General features: G+C 72.0%; 19 protein-coding genes. 13 read left to right on the forward strand and 6 right to left on the reverse strand.

Annotated elements, in window-relative coordinates; all coding sequences use genetic code 11:
* Positions 1-146: 146 nt before the first annotated feature.
* The 6 genes from ACY34K_RS02845 (at position 147) to ACY34K_RS02870 (ending at position 3,758) form a co-directional block, all read left to right on the forward strand.
* The gene (locus ACY34K_RS02845) at positions 147-773 is read left to right on the forward strand and encodes a histidine phosphatase family protein (RefSeq protein WP_462743014.1); all 627 of its coding nucleotides are present in this window, start codon (positions 147-149) and stop codon (positions 771-773) included.
* A gap of 106 nt (positions 774-879) precedes the next feature.
* Positions 880-1,008: a morphogenic membrane protein MmpB gene (gene mmpB / locus ACY34K_RS02850; RefSeq protein ID WP_462744004.1), complete on the forward strand. Its 129-nt coding sequence runs from the start codon at positions 880-882 to the stop codon at positions 1,006-1,008.
* A 41-nt stretch (positions 1,009-1,049) separates the two neighbouring features.
* Positions 1,050-1,655, forward strand: coding sequence for a Maf family protein (locus ACY34K_RS02855; RefSeq protein ID WP_462743017.1), 606 nt, complete (start codon positions 1,050-1,052; stop codon positions 1,653-1,655).
* Between the two features lie 176 nt (positions 1,656-1,831).
* Positions 1,832-2,464, forward strand: coding sequence for a hypothetical protein (locus ACY34K_RS02860; protein WP_462743020.1), 633 nt, complete (start codon positions 1,832-1,834; stop codon positions 2,462-2,464).
* A 2-nt stretch (positions 2,465-2,466) separates the two neighbouring features.
* Positions 2,467-2,889, forward strand: coding sequence for a hypothetical protein (locus ACY34K_RS02865; protein WP_462743023.1), 423 nt, complete (start codon positions 2,467-2,469; stop codon positions 2,887-2,889).
* A 320-nt stretch (positions 2,890-3,209) separates the two neighbouring features.
* Complete coding sequence (locus tag ACY34K_RS02870; RefSeq protein ID WP_462743026.1) at positions 3,210-3,758, forward strand: hypothetical protein; 549 nt, start codon at positions 3,210-3,212, stop codon at positions 3,756-3,758.
* Positions 3,759-3,825: 67 nt separating this feature from the next.
* On the opposite strand, the gene ACY34K_RS02875 is transcribed toward ACY34K_RS02870, so the two are convergent.
* Positions 3,826-4,221, reverse strand: coding sequence for a hypothetical protein (locus tag ACY34K_RS02875; protein WP_462743029.1), 396 nt, complete (start codon positions 4,219-4,221; stop codon positions 3,826-3,828).
* A gap of 383 nt (positions 4,222-4,604) precedes the next feature.
* Between ACY34K_RS02875 and ACY34K_RS02880 the strand changes: the two genes are divergently transcribed.
* Together ACY34K_RS02880 and ACY34K_RS02885 are read left to right on the forward strand one after the other, a co-directional pair.
* Positions 4,605-6,359 (forward strand): acetyl/propionyl/methylcrotonyl-CoA carboxylase subunit alpha, encoded by a 1,755-nt coding sequence (locus ACY34K_RS02880; RefSeq protein ID WP_462743032.1) that lies wholly within the window; start codon positions 4,605-4,607, stop codon positions 6,357-6,359.
* 108 nt (positions 6,360-6,467) lie between these two features.
* Positions 6,468-7,049 (forward strand): TetR/AcrR family transcriptional regulator, encoded by a 582-nt coding sequence (locus ACY34K_RS02885; protein WP_462743035.1) that lies wholly within the window; start codon positions 6,468-6,470, stop codon positions 7,047-7,049.
* Positions 7,050-7,082: 33 nt separating this feature from the next.
* Here ACY34K_RS02885 and ACY34K_RS02890 read toward each other — a convergent pair whose 3' ends face one another.
* Together ACY34K_RS02890 and ACY34K_RS02895 are read right to left on the reverse strand one after the other, a co-directional pair.
* The gene (locus ACY34K_RS02890) at positions 7,083-8,030 is read right to left on the reverse strand and encodes a DeoR/GlpR family DNA-binding transcription regulator (RefSeq protein WP_462743038.1); all 948 of its coding nucleotides are present in this window, start codon (positions 8,028-8,030) and stop codon (positions 7,083-7,085) included.
* A 177-nt stretch (positions 8,031-8,207) separates the two neighbouring features.
* Positions 8,208-9,743 carry an NAD(P)H-quinone dehydrogenase gene (locus ACY34K_RS02895; protein WP_462743041.1) on the reverse strand — a complete coding sequence of 512 codons (1,536 nt, stop codon included), beginning with the start codon at positions 9,741-9,743 and terminating at the stop codon, positions 8,208-8,210.
* 98 nt (positions 9,744-9,841) lie between these two features.
* Between ACY34K_RS02895 and ACY34K_RS02900 the strand changes: the two genes are divergently transcribed.
* From ACY34K_RS02900 to ACY34K_RS02915, 4 genes are all read left to right on the forward strand, one after another.
* Complete coding sequence (locus tag ACY34K_RS02900) at positions 9,842-10,279, forward strand: gamma-glutamylcyclotransferase (protein WP_365337899.1); 438 nt, start codon at positions 9,842-9,844, stop codon at positions 10,277-10,279.
* Between the two features lie 202 nt (positions 10,280-10,481).
* Complete coding sequence (locus ACY34K_RS02905) at positions 10,482-11,315, forward strand: purine-nucleoside phosphorylase (RefSeq protein ID WP_462743045.1); 834 nt, start codon at positions 10,482-10,484, stop codon at positions 11,313-11,315.
* Positions 11,316-11,815: 500 nt separating this feature from the next.
* Positions 11,816-13,462 carry a phospho-sugar mutase gene (locus ACY34K_RS02910; RefSeq protein WP_462743048.1) on the forward strand — a complete coding sequence of 549 codons (1,647 nt, stop codon included), beginning with the start codon at positions 11,816-11,818 and terminating at the stop codon, positions 13,460-13,462.
* A gap of 194 nt (positions 13,463-13,656) precedes the next feature.
* A complete protein-coding gene (locus ACY34K_RS02915; protein ID WP_462743050.1) occupies positions 13,657-14,847 on the forward strand; it encodes a hypothetical protein in 1,191 nt (396 codons plus the stop codon).
* Positions 14,848-14,899: 52 nt separating this feature from the next.
* Here the strand turns inward: ACY34K_RS02915 and ACY34K_RS02920 are convergent, their stop codons facing one another.
* The 3 genes from ACY34K_RS02920 to ACY34K_RS02930 form a co-directional block, all read right to left on the reverse strand.
* Positions 14,900-15,541 carry a PH domain-containing protein gene (locus tag ACY34K_RS02920; protein WP_462743053.1) on the reverse strand — a complete coding sequence of 214 codons (642 nt, stop codon included), beginning with the start codon at positions 15,539-15,541 and terminating at the stop codon, positions 14,900-14,902.
* 15 nt (positions 15,542-15,556) lie between these two features.
* Positions 15,557-16,165 (reverse strand): class F sortase, encoded by a 609-nt coding sequence (locus tag ACY34K_RS02925; RefSeq protein ID WP_462743056.1) that lies wholly within the window; start codon positions 16,163-16,165, stop codon positions 15,557-15,559.
* Positions 16,166-16,313: 148 nt separating this feature from the next.
* A complete protein-coding gene (locus tag ACY34K_RS02930; RefSeq protein ID WP_462743059.1) occupies positions 16,314-17,453 on the reverse strand; it encodes a hypothetical protein in 1,140 nt (379 codons plus the stop codon).
* Positions 17,454-17,745: 292 nt separating this feature from the next.
* Here ACY34K_RS02930 and deoC point away from each other — a divergent pair, with 292 nt between their 5' ends.
* Positions 17,746-18,693: a deoxyribose-phosphate aldolase gene (deoC, locus tag ACY34K_RS02935; protein ID WP_462744006.1), complete on the forward strand. Its 948-nt coding sequence runs from the start codon at positions 17,746-17,748 to the stop codon at positions 18,691-18,693.

The following is an 18,693-nucleotide window of genomic DNA, read 5'->3' on the forward strand; positions in this document are numbered from 1 at the left end:
GTACGGCGGCGGTCTCGTACCGCCGCCGTGCCCGTGCGGCACCCGGAGCCGCGCGAAAGCCCGTGCCGGGCGCGACCACGCGGAACCGGTCCTGCGGGCGGCCCCGTCATTCCCCATGATCGCGAATCGACCGAGGGGAACACCGCATGACAGCCACCGCCGCCCGCTATCTGTATCTCGTCCGGCACGGCGAGGCGCTGCCCGACGAAAGCGGCCTGAGCGAGAACGGCATCCGCCAGGCGATCCTGCTCGGGCGCCGTCTGCGTGACGTTCCCCTGTCGGTCGTCCACCACGGCCCGCCGGCCCGTGCGGCCCGCACCGCCGCACTCGTCGGGCAGCAGCTCGACGGCGTCCCCCTCGAACGGTCCGAACTCGCGGGTGACTACGTGCCGTACGTCCCCGAGCGGGACGAGCTCCCCGCCGACTGCGCCGACCACCTGCTCGCGTTCCTCGAACCGTGCACCGAGGAGGAGCGCGTCCGGGGTGCGGCCCTCGCCCGCAAGGCCCTGGAACAGTTCACCGGCCCCGTCCCGGGCGACGAGGAACGACATGAGCTCGTGGTCACCCACAACTTCCTCATCGGCTGGCTGCTGCGGCACGCCCTGGCCGCCCCGCCCTGGCGCTGGCTCGGCCTCAACCACGCCCACGCCGCCCTCACGGTGATCCGGTACGCCCCCGGCCGCCCCACCGCCGTACTCGTCGTCAACGACATGCGCCATCTGCCGGCGGACCTGCGCTGGACCGGCTTCCCGGCCGGACTGCCACACGTGTGAGGGGGCGCGGCCCGCTGCCACCTCCCTGTGATTAGTCCGTCGGCACCGGGGCGCCTGAGTACGCGTACTCAGGCGCCGCGCCTCCGTGAGCAGCAGGATCGACAGCATGCTGTGGTCCGACCCCGAGAACGAGCCCCCGAAGGAAATGCGGGACGTGCAGGCCATGCTGCGCCGCGCGGGGGTCCTGCTCGCGCTGGCGATGCTGCTCGCGATGTTCGTGGTCGGCGCACGCTGACACGCGGTCCGCGACGGCCCGTCTTCCGTACGATGTCGACCATGACTGCTCAGCGCCGCCGCCTGGTCCTCGCCTCCGCGTCCCCCGCCCGCCTGAACCTGCTGCGCCAGGCCGGACTCACCCCCGAGGTGATCGTCAGCGGAGTCGACGAGGACAAGTTCACCGCCCCGACACCGGCCGAGCTCGCCCTCGCCCTCGCCGAGGCGAAGGCCTCTCATGTGGCGGCGAAGCCCGAGGCGTCCGGCGCGCTGGTCATCGGCTGCGACTCGGTTCTCGAACTGGACAAGCAGGCCCTCGGCAAGCCGGCCGACGCCGAGGAGGCCACGGCCCGCTGGAAGGCCATGCGCGGTCGTGCGGGCATCCTCCAGACCGGCCACTGCGTCTACGACACGGCGGCCAAGCGGTACGCCTCCGCGACGGCCTCCACCCTGGTGCGCTTCGGCGACCCCACGGACGAGGAGATCGCCGCGTACGTCGCCAGCGGCGAACCGCTCCATGTGGCGGGCGCCTTCACCCTCGACGGCCGCTCGGCCCCGTTCGTCGACGGCATCGACGGCGACCCGGGCAACGTCATCGGGCTCTCGCTGCCCCTGCTGCGGCGACTGCTGCGCGAGCTCGGCATCGAGATCACGGACCTGTGGGCCTGACACCCCGGACGGCCGGACCCCGCCCTTGGCGGGTCGGCCCGAAGTCGTCGCGGTGACACGGTTCTCCCAGCTCAGTCGGGTGCGATTCGACGTCTGAGCCATGCCGTTCACGCGTGAGTAGCGTGGTTGTGGTGGCCAGTTCACCACCCCTTACGCACTCAGCGCGGGAGGCGCACGTGTCGCAGGACACCTCCATCCCCAACCCGATCCTGGCATGGCAGATCCTGGCGCTGAAGCGGGAGATCTATCTCCAGACGCCGCCCCTGTGGAACATCGGCGCCTGGCTCACGGAGCTCGCCGCCCATCACGTCGCGGCCGAGCGCCGGCGGTATCTGCGCGCCGACTGGCTCAGGTTCAAGAGGCGGGTGCTGCGGGCTGCCACCAAGCGGCGGGAGGCTCTGATGGCGCCGGGCGCGCTTCCCGCGGCCGAGCTTCACCTGGAGCCCCTGGTGCCGCTGCTGATCGGGCCGGTCGAGGATCAGCTCCGGGAGGAGGAACTCGAACGCGGCTGGGATCCCGTCGAGAAGAAGAAGACCATCCTCGCCGGTCTGGACTACGTGGACACGGAGCTCTCGCACCGCCATCGGGAGCTCTTCCACCTGGAGTCGGTCATCGGTCTGCACCGTCAGGACAGCTCGGCGGTCCTGGGCATCAGCCGCAAGGCGTGCGGCGCCCACATGAGCACCGCCTGGAAGGAGATGGAGAAGAACGCGGTCGACGTCGAGGCGCTCGAATGGTTCCTGACCCGCGCGACCGAAGGAAACCGGCGCAAGAAGAAGACCACCAACGACGCGAGCGAAGGAGAGTAGTGATGACCAGCACCACGTGCACCACCAGCAAGGTCGCGGACGACGGAGGCCCGGCGGGCGAGTTCCGTACGCACTCGGGTTGGGAAGCGGACCCCGAGGTCCACCAACGGACCCACGCCGAGTCGGTCGTGCGGTCGTGCCGGCGGGAGCGGCGCGAGCGGCGGGCGCGCACCCATCAGGCGATCGCCCGGGTGCCCGACCGCGCCATGCCGATCAGCGCCGCGTGCGTCGGCCTCATGATGACGGTCGGCCTCCTGATCACATCGGGCGTGTCGTCGGCGCTCGCCCTGCAGTTGGGGGCCTGGATGGCCGCCGTGTACACGGCCACCAACGATGTACGGCTGTCGGTGCTGCGCAAGGACCCCGTGTGGCGCGAACGCCACAAGATCATTTCGTGGCTGGTCCGTCGGCACCCGCTCGACTGACCCGTTGGACCGGCCCAGCGCTCTCCGGGAATGCGACCCCGCGGACAGCGCTGAGCGGCCCCGGCCATCCCTGCCACCTTTGCTCCGCCGACGAAGGACGAACCGATGACCGAAGGTCCCACGCGCCCGGCACCCCGCACTCCGGATGACCGAAACATCGCGCATGTCGTTGGCACATGCCCAAGTCGTGCACCGCACCTGATCGAGCCGACCGCATAGCCGTCCGCATGGCCGTCAGAGCCTTTCGACCACCAGCCGCATCGGCCGACGTCTCCCCGCATGTGCCCCCTGGACCCCGGTTCCGACAAGGACGACCCACCATGCCCTGTCCCGCTTCCCTCCCGGCGCCACAGCTGCGACACACCCTCGTCCGCCTGGCGCACGCCGAAGGCCCGTCGGGCACCGGCGGCTTCGGCGACACCTGGACCTGGGCCGCGCTGATCAGCCTGGTCGCCTGCCTGGCCGGCGTGTACTTCGCCCTGGTCAAACTGCGCAAGCGCACGTGCGACAACGAGGCCAAGGCCCTGCGGCCGGACTACGCGGTGCTGGCCGACACCCTCGTCCTGGTGGACAAGCTGGAGTCGACCGCCGCGACCAAGGCGGACCTCGAAGACCTGAGCGAGAAGTGCAGCCGGATCAGGCAGGCCGGGAAGCGCTGGCCCAAGCTGGCGTTCGAGGAGATCGTCGCCCGCATCAAGGACTACGAGAAGACGATGCTGCCCGACGACTGCGCCAGGACGCTCGCGAGAAGGAAGGTCACTCTCGACGACCTTCTCACGCTCTCCCGCCGGCAGGGCGCGGCGCTCGCGGCCCTGCGCACATCGATCGACGGTGTGATGCGCCAGATCGAGAAGCGGGGGCGACGCTGACCGGGACACGGGTGGCCGAGGGCCGCCAGGGCGTGTGCCGAAAGTCCCGTCCGGCCCGGAACACGCCCTAGGCCGCCGCCGGCCCCTCCGGGACGGCCGCGCTCTCCGGCTCCGGCGCGTACAGCATCAGCACCCCCACCAGCAGGCCCAGCACCACCATCATCCAGCCGAAGGCCACCCACCCCACCAGTCCCACCGTCAGCGCACCCAGCACGCCGTGGGTGATCGCACAGGTGATCAGCAGAATGCGCACGACACGCCCGGGCGTGCGGTCGCGGACCGCAAGGGTCACGGCAAGGGCGCCGCACAGGGCGAGATAGGCGCCAAAGACGCCGCCCATTACCCAGGTGCCGGTGATCATCAGGTCGGGGTCGAGGCCCGCCAGGGACATGCGCTGATTGCCGACAACCTTGGCCAGCACGGTATGCAGGAGCACGATGCCCACCGCTTCGGCGAGCAGCACGATCCCGGTCGCTGCGGCTGTCGGTCTCCGGGCCACCACGGGTCCCCCCTGCCAGTTACCTGCAGTACGGATGCGACGCGAAGGCTACTAACGAGTAAACCCTGGGACAAGGGTTCTGGCAGCGCCGCAAAGAATCATTCGGCCATTCGTAGGGACTCCACAAAGAAACAGGACGGGGCACTGGCCCGGCAGACAGAGACCTTGACCACATCCCGGGGTTACTGTGCCGTGAAGAAGCCCTGCGTAACGTGGTGCGACAAGGGATTTCGCGACCCGCCTCCGCCTCGAATCACGCTCCGTGTGGGCAAGCTCACCACTGGGGACGGGTCGAAAGGCCGTGTCGGCAGTCCCTAAACTCAGCTTGTTTCAAGGAGGGAGCCATCGTGCGCAAGGTGCTCATCGCCAACCGTGGCGAAATCGCTGTCCGTGTCGCCCGTGCCTGCCGGGATGCCGGGATCGCAAGCGTAGCCGTCTACGCCGATCCGGACCGGGACGCCCTGCACGTCCGCGCGGCCGACGAGGCGTTCGCCCTGGGCGGTGACACCCCGGCCGCCAGTTACCTGGACATGGCCAAGGTGCTCCAGGCCGCCAAGGATTCCGGCGCAGACGCCATCCACCCCGGCTACGGATTCCTCTCCGAGAACGCCGAATTCGCCCAGGCCGTCATCGACGCCGGGCTCACCTGGATCGGCCCGCCGCCGCAGGCCATCCGCGACCTGGGTGACAAGGTGGCCGCCCGCCACATCGCCCAGCGCGCCGGGGCCCCGCTGGTCGCCGGTACGCCGGACCCGGTGTCGGGTGCCGACGAGGTGGTGGCGTTCGCCGAGGAGCATGGTCTGCCGATCGCCATCAAGGCCGCCTTCGGCGGTGGCGGGCGCGGCCTGAAGGTCGCCCGCACCCTGGAGGAGGTGCCCGAGCTGTACGACTCGGCGGTCCGCGAGGCCGTCGCCGCGTTCGGCCGGGGCGAGTGCTTCGTCGAGCGGTACCTGGACAAGCCGCGGCACGTCGAGACCCAGTGCCTGGCCGACAAGCACGGCAACGTGGTCGTCGTCTCCACCCGTGACTGCTCCCTGCAGCGCCGCCACCAGAAGCTGGTCGAGGAGGCCCCGGCGCCGTTCCTGTCCGCCGAGCAGAACGCCGAGCTGTACCGCGCGTCCAAGGCCATCCTCAAGGAGGCCGGGTACGTCGGTGCCGGCACCGTCGAGTTCCTGGTGGGCCTGGACGGCACGATCTCCTTCCTGGAGGTCAACACCCGTCTCCAGGTCGAGCACCCGGTCACCGAAGAGGTCACCGGCATCGACCTCGTCCGCGAGATGTTCCGCATCGCCGACGGCGAGGAGCTCGGATACGACGACCCGGCCGTCCGGGGTCACTCCTTCGAGTTCCGTATCAACGGCGAGGACCCGGGCCGCAACTTCCTTCCGGCACCGGGCACGGTCACCACGTTCGCCCCGCCGACGGGCCCCGGCGTCCGTCTGGACGCGGGCGTGGAGTCCGGCAGTGTCATCGGCCCCGCCTGGGACTCGCTGCTCGCCAAGCTGATCATCACCGGTGCGACCCGTGAGCAGGCGCTGCAGCGTGCCGCGCGTGCGCTGGCGGAGTTCAACGTGGAGGGCATGGCCACCGCCATCCCGTTCCACCGCGCCGTGGTCACCGACCCCGCGTTCACCAGCGCCCCGTTCCGGGTCCACACCCGCTGGATCGAGACCGAGTTCGTCAACGAGATCAAGCCCTTCGCCGCCCCGGCGGAGGCCGACGCCGAGGACGAGCCGGGCCGCGAGACGGTCGTCGTCGAGGTCGGCGGCAAGCGCCTGGAGGTCTCGCTGCCCTCCTCGCTCGGTATGAGCCTGGCCCGTACGGGTCTGGCCGCCGGCGCCAAGCCGAAGCGCCGCGCCGCCAAGAAGGCCGGCTCGGCCGCGTCCGGCGACACCCTCGCCTCCCCGATGCAGGGCACCATCGTCAAGGTGGCCGTCGAGGAGGGCCAGGAGGTCAAGGAGGGCGACCTGATCGTCGTCCTCGAGGCGATGAAGATGGAGCAGCCGCTGAACGCGCACCGCGCGGGCACGGTCAAGGGCCTGTCCGCCGAGGTCGGCGCGTCGGTCACGTCCGGTGCCGCGATCTGCGAGATCAAGGACTGACGCCTCCCAGCGTGCGAAGGGCCCGCCGGTGCCGACCGGCGGGCCCTTTGCGTCGCCCGGCCCAATGGCATTCTGGAGGCACGAGGCGGAGCAGGGAGGACCGGCGCCATGACGACCAGCGCGGCAACGGGCACGGTGCGGCCGATGCGGGCCGACGCGCGCCGCAATTACGAGCGGCTGCTGAGCGAGGCCCGTACCGCCTTCGCGGAGCACGGCACCGACGCGTCCCTGGAGGACATCGCCCGCCGCGCGGGGGTGGGGATCGGCACGCTGTACCGGCACTTCCCCAACCGGCACGCGCTGATGAACGCGGTGTTCAAGGACGCGCTGGCGTCGCTCCTGGAGCACTCGCGCCAACTGGCCGACGCGCCCCAGCCGTGCGAGGCGCTGGTGCGGTGGCTGCGTGCGGTCATCACTCATGCGGGTGAGTACCGCGGGCTCGCCAGCGCGCTGATGTCGGCGTCGCACGACACGACTTCGGCGCTGTCGGAGTGCAACGTACCGATGCGCGAGGCGGGCGCCCGGTTGCTGCGGCGGGCCGTGGACGGCGGTACCGTCCGGCCGGACGTGTCGATCGACGATCTGCTCCAGCTGACCAACGCGATCGCCCTGGCAGCCGAACAGTCCCCGGGCGACCCCGAGTTGGCCGATCGGCTGCTGACCCTGACGCTGCGTGGCCTCAAGGCCTGAGGCCCCGTCGGTCCGACCGGCCGTCCGGACCGGTCAGCGACGGCGCAGATCCGCCACCCTCGCCCGCTCCGGGGCCGCCTCGCCCGCCAGGGACGCGCTACGGAGCTGGGCGCCGGGGTGGCGGGCGGCGCGCTGGCCCGGCAGCGGAACGTCCCGGCGCGGCTGCCGTCCCGGGGGGACGGCGTCACCGCCCGAGGTGCCCGCGCCGGCCACCGTGATCTGGACGCCCTGGTCCGCGAGTGCCTGGAGCTCGGTGGCCGCCCGGTCGTCGTGCAGCGGCGGCTCGTCGGTGACCAGCCGGGTGATCACGTCCGTCGGCACGGTCTGGAACATGGTGTCGGTGCCGAGCTTGGTGTGATCGGCGAGGACCACGACCTCCGCGGCCGCCTGGACCAGCGCCCGGTCGACGCTCGCCGACAGCATGTTGGACGTCGACAGCCCCCGCTCGGCGGTCAGGCCGCTCCCGGAGAGGAACGCCCGGGACACCCTGAGCCCCTGAAGCGACTGCTCCGCCCCGCTGCCCACCAGCGCGTAGTTGGAGCCGCGCAGGGTGCCGCCGGTCATCACCACCTCGACACGGTTGGCGTGCGCCAGCGCCTGTGCGACCAGCAGGGAGTTGGTCACCACGGTCAGGCCCGGCACACGCGCGAGCCGGCGTGCCAGCTCCTGCGTGGTCGTTCCCGCGCCGACCACGATGGCCTCGCCTTCTTCGACCAGCCCCGCGGCGACATCGGCGATGGCCGTCTTCTCCGCGGTCGCGAGATGGGATTTCTGCGGGAAGCCGGACTCTCGCGTAAAACCGCCCGGCAGCACCGCACCGCCGTGCCGGCGGTCGAGGAGTCCTTCTGCCTCCAGGGCCCGCACGTCACGCCGTACGGTCACTTCGGAGGTCTGGACGACGCGGGCGAGCTCGCGGAGCGATACTGCCCCGTTGGCGCGCACCATTTCGAGGATCAACTGACGACGTTCTGCAGCGAACACGAAACTGACAGTAACCCCAGGTGCCGATTCTGTGCAGCCGTATACGCCGAATACGAGAAGTTCCGAACAAACGGGACCGCCCAGTGGTATAGGCGGTCCCGTTCCTCTGCGGTCCCCGACCGGATGATGTCCCGACTTGCCGGGGGTTGCCGGGGGTTGTCCCTCGCCGGAGGGGGCCTACGCTTCGGCGGAGGCCTTCCGCGTGTGCAACTGCCGCGCCACCTCGGCGATCGACCCCGAAAGCGAGGGGTACACGGTGAATGCGTTCGCGATCTGCTCGACCGTCAGATTGTTGTCGACCGCGATCGAGATCGGATGGATCAGTTCGGAGGCGCGCGGCGAGACCACCACGCCGCCCACCACGATCCCCGTGCCCGGACGGCAGAAGATCTTGACGAAACCGTCGCGGATGCCCTGCATCTTCGCGCGCGGGTTGCGCAGGAGGGGCAGCTTCACGACCCGGGCGTCGATCTTGCCCCCGTCGACATCGGCCTGGGTGTAACCCACAGTGGCGATCTCGGGGTCGGTGAAGACGTTGGCGGAGACGGTCTTCAGGTTCAGCGGGGTGACCGCGTCGCCCAGGAAGTGGTACATCGCGATACGGCCCTGCATCGCGGCGACCGAGGCCAGCGCGAAGACACCGGTGACGTCACCGGCCGCGTAGACACCGGGCGCGGACGTCCGTGAGACCTTGTCGGTCCAGATGTGGCCCGACTCCTTCAGCCGGACACCGGCCTCCTCCAGCCCCATCCCGGCGGTGTTCGGGATGGCGCCGACCGCCATCAGGCAGTGCGTGCCGGAGATGACCCGCCCGTCGGCGAGCGTGACCTCGACCCGGTCCCCGACCCGCTTGGCGGACTGGGCGCGCGAGCGGGCCATGACGTTCATGCCGCGGCGGCGGAAGACGTCCTCCAGGACGGCGGCCGCGTCCGGGTCCTCGCCCGGCAGCACGCGGTCGCGCGAGGAGACGAGCGTGACCCGCGACCCCAGCGCCTGGTAGGCACCGGCGAACTCGGCACCGGTCACACCGGAACCGACCACGATGAGCTCCTCGGGGAGCTCGTTCAGGTCGTACACCTGCGTCCAGTTGAGGATGCGCTCGCCGTCGGGCTGGGCGTCGGGGATCTCGCGCGGGTGGCCGCCCGTCGCGATGAGCACCGCGTCCGCCGTGAGCGTCTCCTCGGTACCGTCGGCCGCCGTCACGATCACCTGGCGGGAGCCGTCCAGCGACTGGCGGCCGTCGAGCCGGCCGCGACCGCGCATCACCCGGGCGCCCGCGCGGGTCACCGAAGCGGTGATGTCGTGGGACTGGGCGAGCGCGAGCCGCTTCACCCGCCGGTTGACCTTGCCGAGGTCCACCCCGACGATCCGGGCGGCCTGCTCGATGTGCGGCGTGTCGTCGGCGACGATGATGCCGAGCTCCTCGTGCGAGGAGTCGAAGTTCGTCATCACCTCGGCGGTCGCGATGAGGGTTTTCGAGGGCACGCAGTCGGTCAGGACGGACGCTCCGCCGAGGCCGTCGCAGTCGACGACGGTCACCTCCGCGCCGAGCTGGGCGCCCACGAGGGCCGCCTCGTATCCGCCGGGTCCGCCACCGATGATCACGATCCGGGTCACAGGGGTTACGCCTCGCGCTCTCGTCACGGCAACCCCGCGGACTGGGTGGGCCGGGGGTTCGGGGGTGGTCCCCGATGGATGGAGTACGTACTCCATTGTCCCGCACGACTCCGGGAGCTTCGCTCCGGGGCCCCGCATGATGGGGACTACCACGAAACAGCACCCACCCGCATCGCTCCCGTACCCTCGATCCCATGTCGCTCTACGCCGCGTACGCCGGCAACCTCGACGCGCGGCTGATGACCCGCCGCGCTCCGCACTCCCCGCTGCGTGGCACGGGCTGGCTCAACGGCTGGCGGCTGACGTTCGGCGGAGAACAGATGGGCTGGGAGGGCGCGCTCGCCACGATCGTCGAGGCGCCGCGCTCACAGGTCTTCGTCGCGCTGTACGACATCGCGCCGATGGACGAGGACTCCATGGACCGCTGGGAGGGTGTCGGACTCGACATCTACCGCCGTATGCGCGTGCGGGTCCACACCCTCGACGGCGAGGAGCCGGCGTGGGTGTACGTGCTCAACGCGTACGAGGGCGGCCTGCCGTCGGCCCGCTACCTGGGCGAGGTCGCGGACGCGGCGGAGTCGGCCGGGGCACCCCACGACTATGTGATGGAACTCCGCAAGCGCCCCTGCTGAAGAGCGGAGGAGCGGGCCTGACACCATCTTTGTCGGAAACGACAAGACAACGATCGCAGCTCCGTGGGCATCGTCATCTACGCGCGTAGGCAATCTCGGGCTACGCTCTTGGGCGTACTGCTTTTTTCCGGGGCACCCCCCGGACCCCCGGCCGCCCGAGGGCGGGCCGGGGCGACTGTTCCTTCGCGAGGCGAGAGACTCTGTGAACGCAACTGCCACCCCGGACCACTCCCAGGGCGCCCCTCTTGACCCGATGGTCGCCGCCGACGCCGCCGCCGCGCGCCTGCGCGAGCTGACCGGCGCCGAGACCCACGACGTCGCCCTCGTCATGGGCTCCGGCTGGGCTCCGGCCGTCGACGCGCTCGGCGCTCCCGACGCCGAGTTCCCGGTCACGGAGCTCCCCGGCTTCCCGCCGCCGGCCGTCGAGGGCCACGGCGGCAAGATCCGCTCGTACAAGATCGGCGAGAAGCGCGCCCTGGTCTTCCTGGGCCGTACGCACTTCTACGAGGGCCGTGGCGTCGCCGCCGTGGCCCACGGTGTGCGCACCGCCGTCGCCGCCGGCTGCAAGACCGTCGTGCTGACCAACGGCTGCGGCGGCCTGCGCGAGGGCATGCGCCCCGGTCAGCCGGTGCTGATCAGCGACCACATCAACCTGACGGCGGCCTCCCCCATCATCGGCGCGAACTTCGTCGACCTGACCGACCTGTACTCGCCGCGGCTGCGCGCGCTGTGCAAGGAAGTCGACGAGACCCTCGAAGAGGGCGTGTACGTGCAGTTCCCCGGCCCGCACTACGAGACCCCGGCCGAGATCAACATGGTCCGCGTCCTCGGCGGCGACCTGGTCGGCATGTCCACCGTCCTGGAGGCCATCGCGGCCCGTGAGGCGGGCGCGGAGGTCCTCGGCATCTCCCTCGTCACCAACCTGGCCGCGGGCCTTTCGGGTGAGCCGCTGAACCACGAGGAGGTCCTCCAGGCGGGTCGTGACTCGGCGGCGCGGATGGGTGAGCTGCTCACTCGCGTGCTCAACCGAATCTGACCCGGGGGCTCCCCGCCCCCGGGCCCCTCGGGTCACCGCACCCCTGCGGTGCGGCCCACCACCCGGGGCTCCGCCCCGGACCCCTGTTCGTCCGCGGACCGGTGGTCCGGCCGGCCACACCCGTTCCGCCCCGGCGGAACGCATGCCGACAACAGGGCGCACCCGGCACACGGCCCCGGGGCGGGGCCGTGCAGGGTCGTCCCCGCAGGGGTTGGCGGCGCTGAAACGGCTCCCTCGCAGGAGCCCCGGGCCGCCGGCCCCGAGGAGTCCAGCCCGGAGGGGCCACACCCCGCCACCCGCCGGCAGGCACCCGCACCCGCACCCGGAGACAGCGGGCACCACCCGCCGGCAGGCGCCGCACCCGCAGGGCGCCCCAGCCGCAGGTGCCGCGCCCACGGGGCACCGACCCGGGACGGGGTAGGCGTAAGCGAGCAGCAGCAGAACGAGCCGCAGCAGCTCATCCACACGAGACGAGACCAGACCAGAGAGGCACATTCACCGTGCAGCAGATCATCGCGCAGGCGGAGGCGTGGCTGGCCGAGGACCCGGACGCCGAGACCCGCGACGAGCTCGCCAAGCTCATCGAGGCCGGGGCCACCGAGGAGCTCGCGGCCCGGTTCAGCGGGACGCTCCAGTTCGGTACGGCCGGGCTGCGCGGCGAGCTGGGCGCGGGGCCGATGCGGATGAACCGCTCGGTGGTCATCCGGGCCGCCGCCGGGCTCGCGGCGTACCTGAAGGGCAAGGGCCAGGGCCACGGGCTCGTCGTGATCGGCTACGACGCCCGCTACAAGTCGGCGGACTTCGCCCGGGACACGGCCGCGGTGATGGTCGGCGCGGGCCTGCGCGCCGCCGTTCTGCCGCGCCCGCTCCCGACCCCTGTCCTGGCGTACGCCATAAGGCACCTGGGCGCCGTCGCGGGCGTCGAGGTGACCGCCAGCCACAACCCGCCGCGCGACAACGGCTACAAGGTCTACCTGGGGGACGGCTCGCAGATCGTGCCGCCCGCCGACGCGGAGATCGCCGCCGAGATCGCCGCGGTCGCGAGCCTGAACGACGTCCCGCGGCCGGAGGACGGCTGGGAGACGCTCGGCGACGAGGTCCTGGACGCCTACCTGACGCGTACGGACGCCGTGCTGAGCCCCGGCTCGCCGCGGACGGCGAACGTCGTCTACACGGCGATGCACGGCGTCGGCAAGGACGTCGTGCTCGCCGCCTTCGCCCGGGCCGGTTTCCCCGCGCCCGCGCTCGTGGCGGCGCAGGCGGAGCCGGACCCGGCCTTCCCGACCGTGGCGTTCCCGAACCCGGAGGAGCCCGGCGCCATGGACCTGGCCTTCGCCACGGCCCGTGAGGTCCGGCCGGACATCGTCATCGCGAACGACCCTGACGCCGACCGCTGCGCCGTCGCCGTGCCGGACGACTCCGTGGAGGGCGGCTGGCGGATGCTGCGCGGCGACGAGGTCGGCGCGCTGCTCGGCGCGCATCTGGTGCGCAAGGGGGCGACCGGCACGTTCGCGGAGTCGATCGTGTCGTCCTCCCTCCTGGGCCGGATCGCGGAGGCGGCCGGGCTCGGCTACGAGGAGACGCTGACCGGCTTCAAGTGGATCGCGCGGGTCGACGGCCTGCGGTACGGGTACGAGGAGGCGCTGGGCTACTGCGTCGACCCCGGCGGCGTCCGCGACAAGGACGGCATCACGGCGGCGCTGCTGGTGGCCGAGCTGGCCTCGGAGCTCAAGGAGCAGGGACGTACCCTGTCCGACCTGCTGGACGACCTGGCCGTCGAGCACGGTCTGCATGCCACGGACCAGCTCTCGGTGCGGGTGGAGGACCTGACCGTCATCGCGAACGCGATGCGCAGGCTGCGGGAGCGGCCGCCGTCGGCACTGGCGGGGCTGCGGGTCGCGTCGGCGGAGGACCTGACCCTCGGCACCGACCGGCTGCCCCCGACGGACGGCCTGCGCTACTACCTCGAAGGCGCCTTCAAGGCGCGGGTGATCGTCCGCCCGAGCGGCACGGAGCCGAAGCTCAAGTGCTACCTGGAGGTCGTGGTCCCGGTCGGCGAGGCCGGCGAGCTGGCGGGCGCACGCGCCCGAGGCGCCGACGTCCTCGCCGCGATCAAGCGGGACCTGGCGGCGGCCGCCGGCATCTGAGGCCCCCACGCGCTCCGCGACGCGCGGCACTTGTGCGTGCCCGTACGGACTTCTCCGTACGGGCACGCGCCGTTTCCGGCGGGTGTTCCCGTGCGGGTGAATCTCGTACGGCACTTGCCGGACGGTTCGGGTAGCCGCCCGGCCCCGCCGAGGAAGGTCACCCCGGTATCCCCGTCGAGCCCTGGAGGGTCGCCGTGCCGCCGTCGGTGATCACCGTCCGCCCGAGCGTCCCCGCGTCCCGGCGGCCGCCGTCCCGGGAGGACGGCGGTGTGCGGGGCAGGGCCGTCCGCTCGCTGGCGTACGCCGCGCCGGCGCTGCTGGGCTATCTGATGGTGCGGCTCTCGGGGTTGCTGGTGCTGGCCCGGTGGGCGCATCTGAAGGGCCACGGGGTGTGGCCGACGCTGGCCACGTCGTGGGACTCCGACTGGTACCTGGGCATCGCCGACCACGGCTACCAGGACCGTCTCGGCACCGCCATGGACTCCAACAACCTGGCGTTCTTCCCGCTCTACCCGGTGCTGATCAAGGCGGTCGCGGGGGTGACGCCCGGGTCGCGCGCCTCGGTCGGCCTGGTGCTGGCGATGGTGTTCTCGCTGGTGGCGGCCTGGGGGGTGTTCGCGGTCGGCGACCGGCTGTGCGGGCAGCGGACGGGGGCGGTGCTGGCCGTGCTGTGGGGCGCGCTGCCGGTGGGGATCGTGCAGTGGATGGGCTACACGGAGTCGCTGTTCACGGCGCTCGCCGCGTGGGCGCTGTTCGCGGTGCTGTCCGGCCACTGGTACGTGGCGGCCGCGCTCGCCTGTGCGGCCGGGCTGACGCGGCCCACCGGTGTGGCGGTGGCCGCTGCTGTGGTGGTGCCGGGGCTGCTCGCGGCGGTCCGCGGGCGCCGGAGGGCGCCGCTCGTGGCGGCGCTCGCCGCTCCGCTGGGCTGGCTGGGGTACGTCGCCTGGGTGGGTGTCCGGGTGGGCCGCTGGGACGGGTACTTCGCGGTGCAGCGGCTGTGGCGCAACGAGTGGGACGGTGGCGTGGTGACGCTGCGGGAGATGCGCGAGCTGCTGGCGTACGACCGGACTCCGCAGCTGTTCCTGGTGGTGGTGTCGGTGGTGTTGGTGGTGTCGGCGGGGCTGTTCGTGCTGTGCGTGGCCGACCGGCAGCCGCTGCCGCTGCTGGTCTTCTCCGGGGTGCTGCTGCTGGTGGTGCTGGGCAGCGGCGGGGTGTACTTCCCGCGGGCCCGCTTCCTGCTGCCCGCCTTCCCGCTGCTGCTGCCGCTCGCGGAGGCGGTCTCCCGGGCCAGGCTGCCGGCGGCGGGACTGGCCCTGTGCGCGGCCGCGCTGTCGTCGGCGTGGCTGGGCGCGTACATGCTGCTGGTGTGGCCGGGCCCGCCGTGAGCCCGTCCACGGGCCGGGGGCGGTGGCGCGGCGCGCCCCTGCCCCCGCCGCCTCAGCCGGTCGCCAGCAGGACGACCAGGACGAGGAGGCCCGCCACGGCCGGGGCGAGGATCTCGTACGCCCAGCGGATGGCCGGCTCGCCCTGGGCGGTGGGCCGGGACGCGCCGCGCTCGGCGAGTTCGCGCAGATCCGCGACGGCCTGGTCGGCGGCGGCGAGCCGGGCCTCGGAGTCGGTGACGCCGGGCTGCACGGGCGTGTGGCCGTGCGGGTCGTCCTGGGCGGCCCGGGCCTGCCTGCGGGCGGCACGCTTGCGGTCGCGCAGCGACACGGGCATGGACCAGAGCTGGTACCTGGTGCCGTCGTTGGTGATGACCTCGCTGGAGTAGCCGGCGCGTACGTCCGCGACGGCCGACCACGGCAGCACGACGGTGCGGAACGGGTTGCGCACCCGCATCCGGTCCTCGTTGGCGTACACGGCGGGCCGGATGGTGAAGGCGACGATGAGCGGCACGACCAGCAGCAGCGCGGCGAGGGCGATCCAGGGTGAGCGGCCGTCGCCCCGGACCAGTGCGTCACCGCCGATCCAGGCCGTGAGGGCGAGCATCAGCACGCCGCCCGCGATCCCGAGGGGTGACCGGAAGACCCGGTCCGCGTAGGCCGGCTCGGGGGGCTGCTCAGGGGTCGGGCTCGTCATGGGGCCGATTCTGCCTCACCGTCCCGGGACGGTGAGATCGGCGTACAGGATGATGTTGTCGGGCCGGTGCCCGTCGACGAGGTCGCCGCCGCAGGTGATCAGGCGCAGCTCGGGCCGCGCGGTGTCGCCGTACACCTTGGCGGTGGGGAAGGCGTCCTTGGCCACCTGCTCCAGGGCGCGGACGCGGAAGACGGCGGTGGTGCCGTCGGCGCGCGTGACGATGATGTCGTCCCCGGCGCCCACCTTCGCGATGTCCTTGAGGACGGCTGGGCCGTTCGTGGTGTCGAAGTGCCCGATGAGGACGGCGGGGCCGGTCTCGCCGGGCGTGACGCCCTTGTCGTACCAGCCGATCCGGTCCGCCTGTGCGACGGACGGGACCTCGACCGTGCCGTCGGCGGCGAGGCCGAGTTCCAGTACGGGGCCGGTGTCGACCCCGGCGGCGGGAACCCGGACCCGGACCGGCCGGGAGGCGGGCATCGGGGTCGCGGCCGGGGTGGCGGCCTCGGGGGGCGCGGACGTCTCGGTGATGTGTGCGGGCGGCGCCGGGGCGGCGGTGCCGCAGCCGGTCAGAGCGGCCGCGGGCGCGGCGACGAGGAGCAGCGCGGTGACGAGCCGGTGCTTCATGAAGGCTCCTGGCGGGGTCCTGACGGGGGTTTGGGGCGCGGGTCCTGAACGTGGGCGGCGGGCCGCCGCTGGGGTGTGTGCGGCGGCCCGCCAGGGGGAGGGGGATGGCCTGCTCGGGTCAAGGGACAGGCGTTCGGGCGGGGGTGGTTCAGCCGCGGCCGGTGGTCCGGCGGCGCAGGACGACGAAGCCGAGGCCGGCCGCGGCGACGGCGGCGGCTCCGGTGCCGGAGGCGATCAGTGCGGTGCGGTTGTCCTGTTCGACCGACTCGGCGCCGGCGGCCACGCCGCCCCGGGGCACGACGGACGTCTGGACGGTGCCGCCCTGCGGGGCGGTACCGGCGGACGTGCCGGTGGCGGTGGACGGCGTGGCGGAGGGCGACGGCGTGGCGGAGGGCTTGTCCCCGCCGGTCTTGCCCTCGCCCTTCCCCTCGCCCTTGTCGCCGTCCTTGTCGCCGGTGGGCCTGGCGGCCGGGGCGTCGGCGCCCAGGTACACGGCCGCGGCCTGGCTGCCGGTGCCGAGGATGTAGTGCGAGAAGGTGCCGTCGCGGTCGAGCACGATGACGGCGGAGCCCTCGCGGAAGACCAGGCGGCCGCTGTCGCCGACGAAGACGACGCCCTTCGGCCAGCCGTTGTTGTACGCGGAGATCGCGTACCGCCCGTCCGCCTTCGTGATCTTGATGAGCAGGCCGTTGGGGAGCTTGTAGACACCGGGCTCGGCGCCCGTCACGACGTTGACGGTGCCCAGCCAGCTGTGGGTGGAGCCGTCGGCGTTCAGGACGAAGTACTGGACGTCGTTCTGGCCCGCGACGGAGCCGCCGTCGGCGTCGAGGACGCCGATCGAGGAGCCGCCGACGAAGGAGTCGGCGCGGTGGTGACGGGCCCCGCTCTTGTAGATCTTGACGTACGTGCCGTTGGCCAGGGTCTCGGTGCGGACGAGCGGCCCCCAGTCCTTGTGGACCTCGTCGGCGGTGACGGTTCCCTCGACGCGGAGGGTGATCCAGAGCGCGTTGTACGACCTGCTCTCACCGGACTTGAGCGTGAACAGCACCCGCTCGCCCTTGAGCACGTCCGCCGTGAAGTCGTCGGTGCCGGCCCGGTGGACCTTGGCGGTCATGCCCTCGGGCAGAGTCTGGGTCCTGAGGAGCTGCCGCTCGGCGTCAGTGGTGTGGGGCTGCGCCGGGCCGGCCGGGGTGGGGGCGGCCTCGGCCGCGATGGCCGTGGCGACGGGGGTGAGGGCGACACCGGCGAGGACGGCGGTGGCGATGGCGGTGCGAAGGGCGAAACGCATGACGACTCCGTGAAGCTGAGCGAGGTGGAAGAAGACGGAAGAGCCGCATGCCGCCTGCTCCGGGGGCACCTCCCGGCCGATGTCGGTCGGTGAGGGTGGGGCCTGTGAGTTCTGGCGGGCTGCACGAACAAAGTTATGGATCTTGTGTGCGGGAGCCGTCCGCTCCCTGTCACGGGCGCGTGACAGACCTCACCGCCCTCTCGTGTCCCGGCGCTCACCAGGGCTTTTCCACAGGGTCCGGATGCGGGGCTGTACAGGCCGCTACGCGCGTAGATATGCTCGAGTGGTGACCATGCCCTCCACCCTCAACGCATTCGCTGACGTGACGGCGTCCGACAGCACACTGCGCCGCTTCCTCCACGGGCTGCCCGGCGTGGACGCCGTCGGCCTGGAAGCGCGCGCCGCGTCTCTCGGTACGCGCTCGATCAAGACCACGGCGAAGGCCTACGCCATCGACCTGGCCATCTCGATGATCGACCTGACGACGCTCGAAGGCGCGGACACCCCGGGCAAGGTCCGGGCGCTCGCCGCCAAGGCCGTCAACCCCGACCCGACCGACCGCACCACCCCGCACACCGCCGCGGTCTGCGTCTACCCCGACATGGTGGCCACCGCGAAGGCCGCCCTGACGGGCTCGGACGTGAAGGTGGCCTCCGTCGCCACGGCCTTCCCGGCCGGCCGCGCCGCCCTCGACGTCAAGCTCGCCGACACCCGTGACGCCGTCGCGGCCGGGGCGGACGAGATCGACATGGTGATCGACCGCGGGGCGTTCCTCGCGGGCGACTACCTGAAGGTGTACGACGAGATCCGCGCCGTGAAGGAGGCCTCGGGCGAGGCCCGTCTGAAGGTCATCTTCGAGACCGGCGAGCTCTCCACGTACGACAACATCCGCCGCGCCTCCTGGCTCGGCATGATCGCCGGGGCGGACTTCATCAAGACCTCCACCGGCAAGGTCGGCGTCAACGCCACCCCCGCGAACACGCTCCTGATGCTGGAGGCCGTGCGCGACTTCCGCGCCCAGACAGGGGTACAGGTCGGAGTGAAGCCCGCGGGCGGAATCCGCACCACGAAGGACGCCATCAAGTTCCTGGTCCTGGTCAATGAGACCGTCGGCGAGGACTGGCTGGACAACCACTGGTTCCGGTTCGGCGCGTCGAGCCTGCTGAACGACCTGCTCATGCAGCGTCAGAAGCTGGCCACCGGACGTTACTCCGGTCCCGACTACGTGACGGTGGACTGA

This window comes from Streptomyces sp. STAM6, assembly GCF_054963715.1.

Excerpts from the sequence above, each read along its gene's own strand:
- ACY34K_RS02845 (WP_462743014.1), top strand. The coding sequence starts at position 147 with ATGACAGCCACCGCCGCCCGCTATCTGTATCTCGTCCGGCACGGCGAG.
- mmpB (WP_462744004.1), top strand. The coding sequence starts at position 880 with ATGCTGTGGTCCGACCCCGAGAACGAGCCCCCGAAGGAAATGCGGGAC.
- ACY34K_RS02855 (WP_462743017.1), top strand. The coding sequence starts at position 1,050 with ATGACTGCTCAGCGCCGCCGCCTGGTCCTCGCCTCCGCGTCCCCCGCC.
- ACY34K_RS02865 (WP_462743023.1), top strand. The coding sequence starts at position 2,467 with ATGACCAGCACCACGTGCACCACCAGCAAGGTCGCGGACGACGGAGGC.
- ACY34K_RS02870 (WP_462743026.1), top strand. The coding sequence starts at position 3,210 with ATGCCCTGTCCCGCTTCCCTCCCGGCGCCACAGCTGCGACACACCCTC.
- ACY34K_RS02885 (WP_462743035.1), top strand. The coding sequence starts at position 6,468 with ATGACGACCAGCGCGGCAACGGGCACGGTGCGGCCGATGCGGGCCGAC.
- ACY34K_RS02895 (WP_462743041.1), bottom strand. The coding sequence starts at position 9,743 with ATGGAGTACGTACTCCATCCATCGGGGACCACCCCCGAACCCCCGGCC.
- ACY34K_RS02900 (WP_365337899.1), top strand. The coding sequence starts at position 9,842 with ATGTCGCTCTACGCCGCGTACGCCGGCAACCTCGACGCGCGGCTGATG.
- ACY34K_RS02920 (WP_462743053.1), bottom strand. The coding sequence starts at position 15,541 with ATGACGAGCCCGACCCCTGAGCAGCCCCCCGAGCCGGCCTACGCGGAC.
- ACY34K_RS02925 (WP_462743056.1), bottom strand. The coding sequence starts at position 16,165 with ATGAAGCACCGGCTCGTCACCGCGCTGCTCCTCGTCGCCGCGCCCGCG.
- ACY34K_RS02930 (WP_462743059.1), bottom strand. The coding sequence starts at position 17,453 with ATGCGTTTCGCCCTTCGCACCGCCATCGCCACCGCCGTCCTCGCCGGT.
- deoC (WP_462744006.1), top strand. The coding sequence starts at position 17,746 with ATGCCCTCCACCCTCAACGCATTCGCTGACGTGACGGCGTCCGACAGC.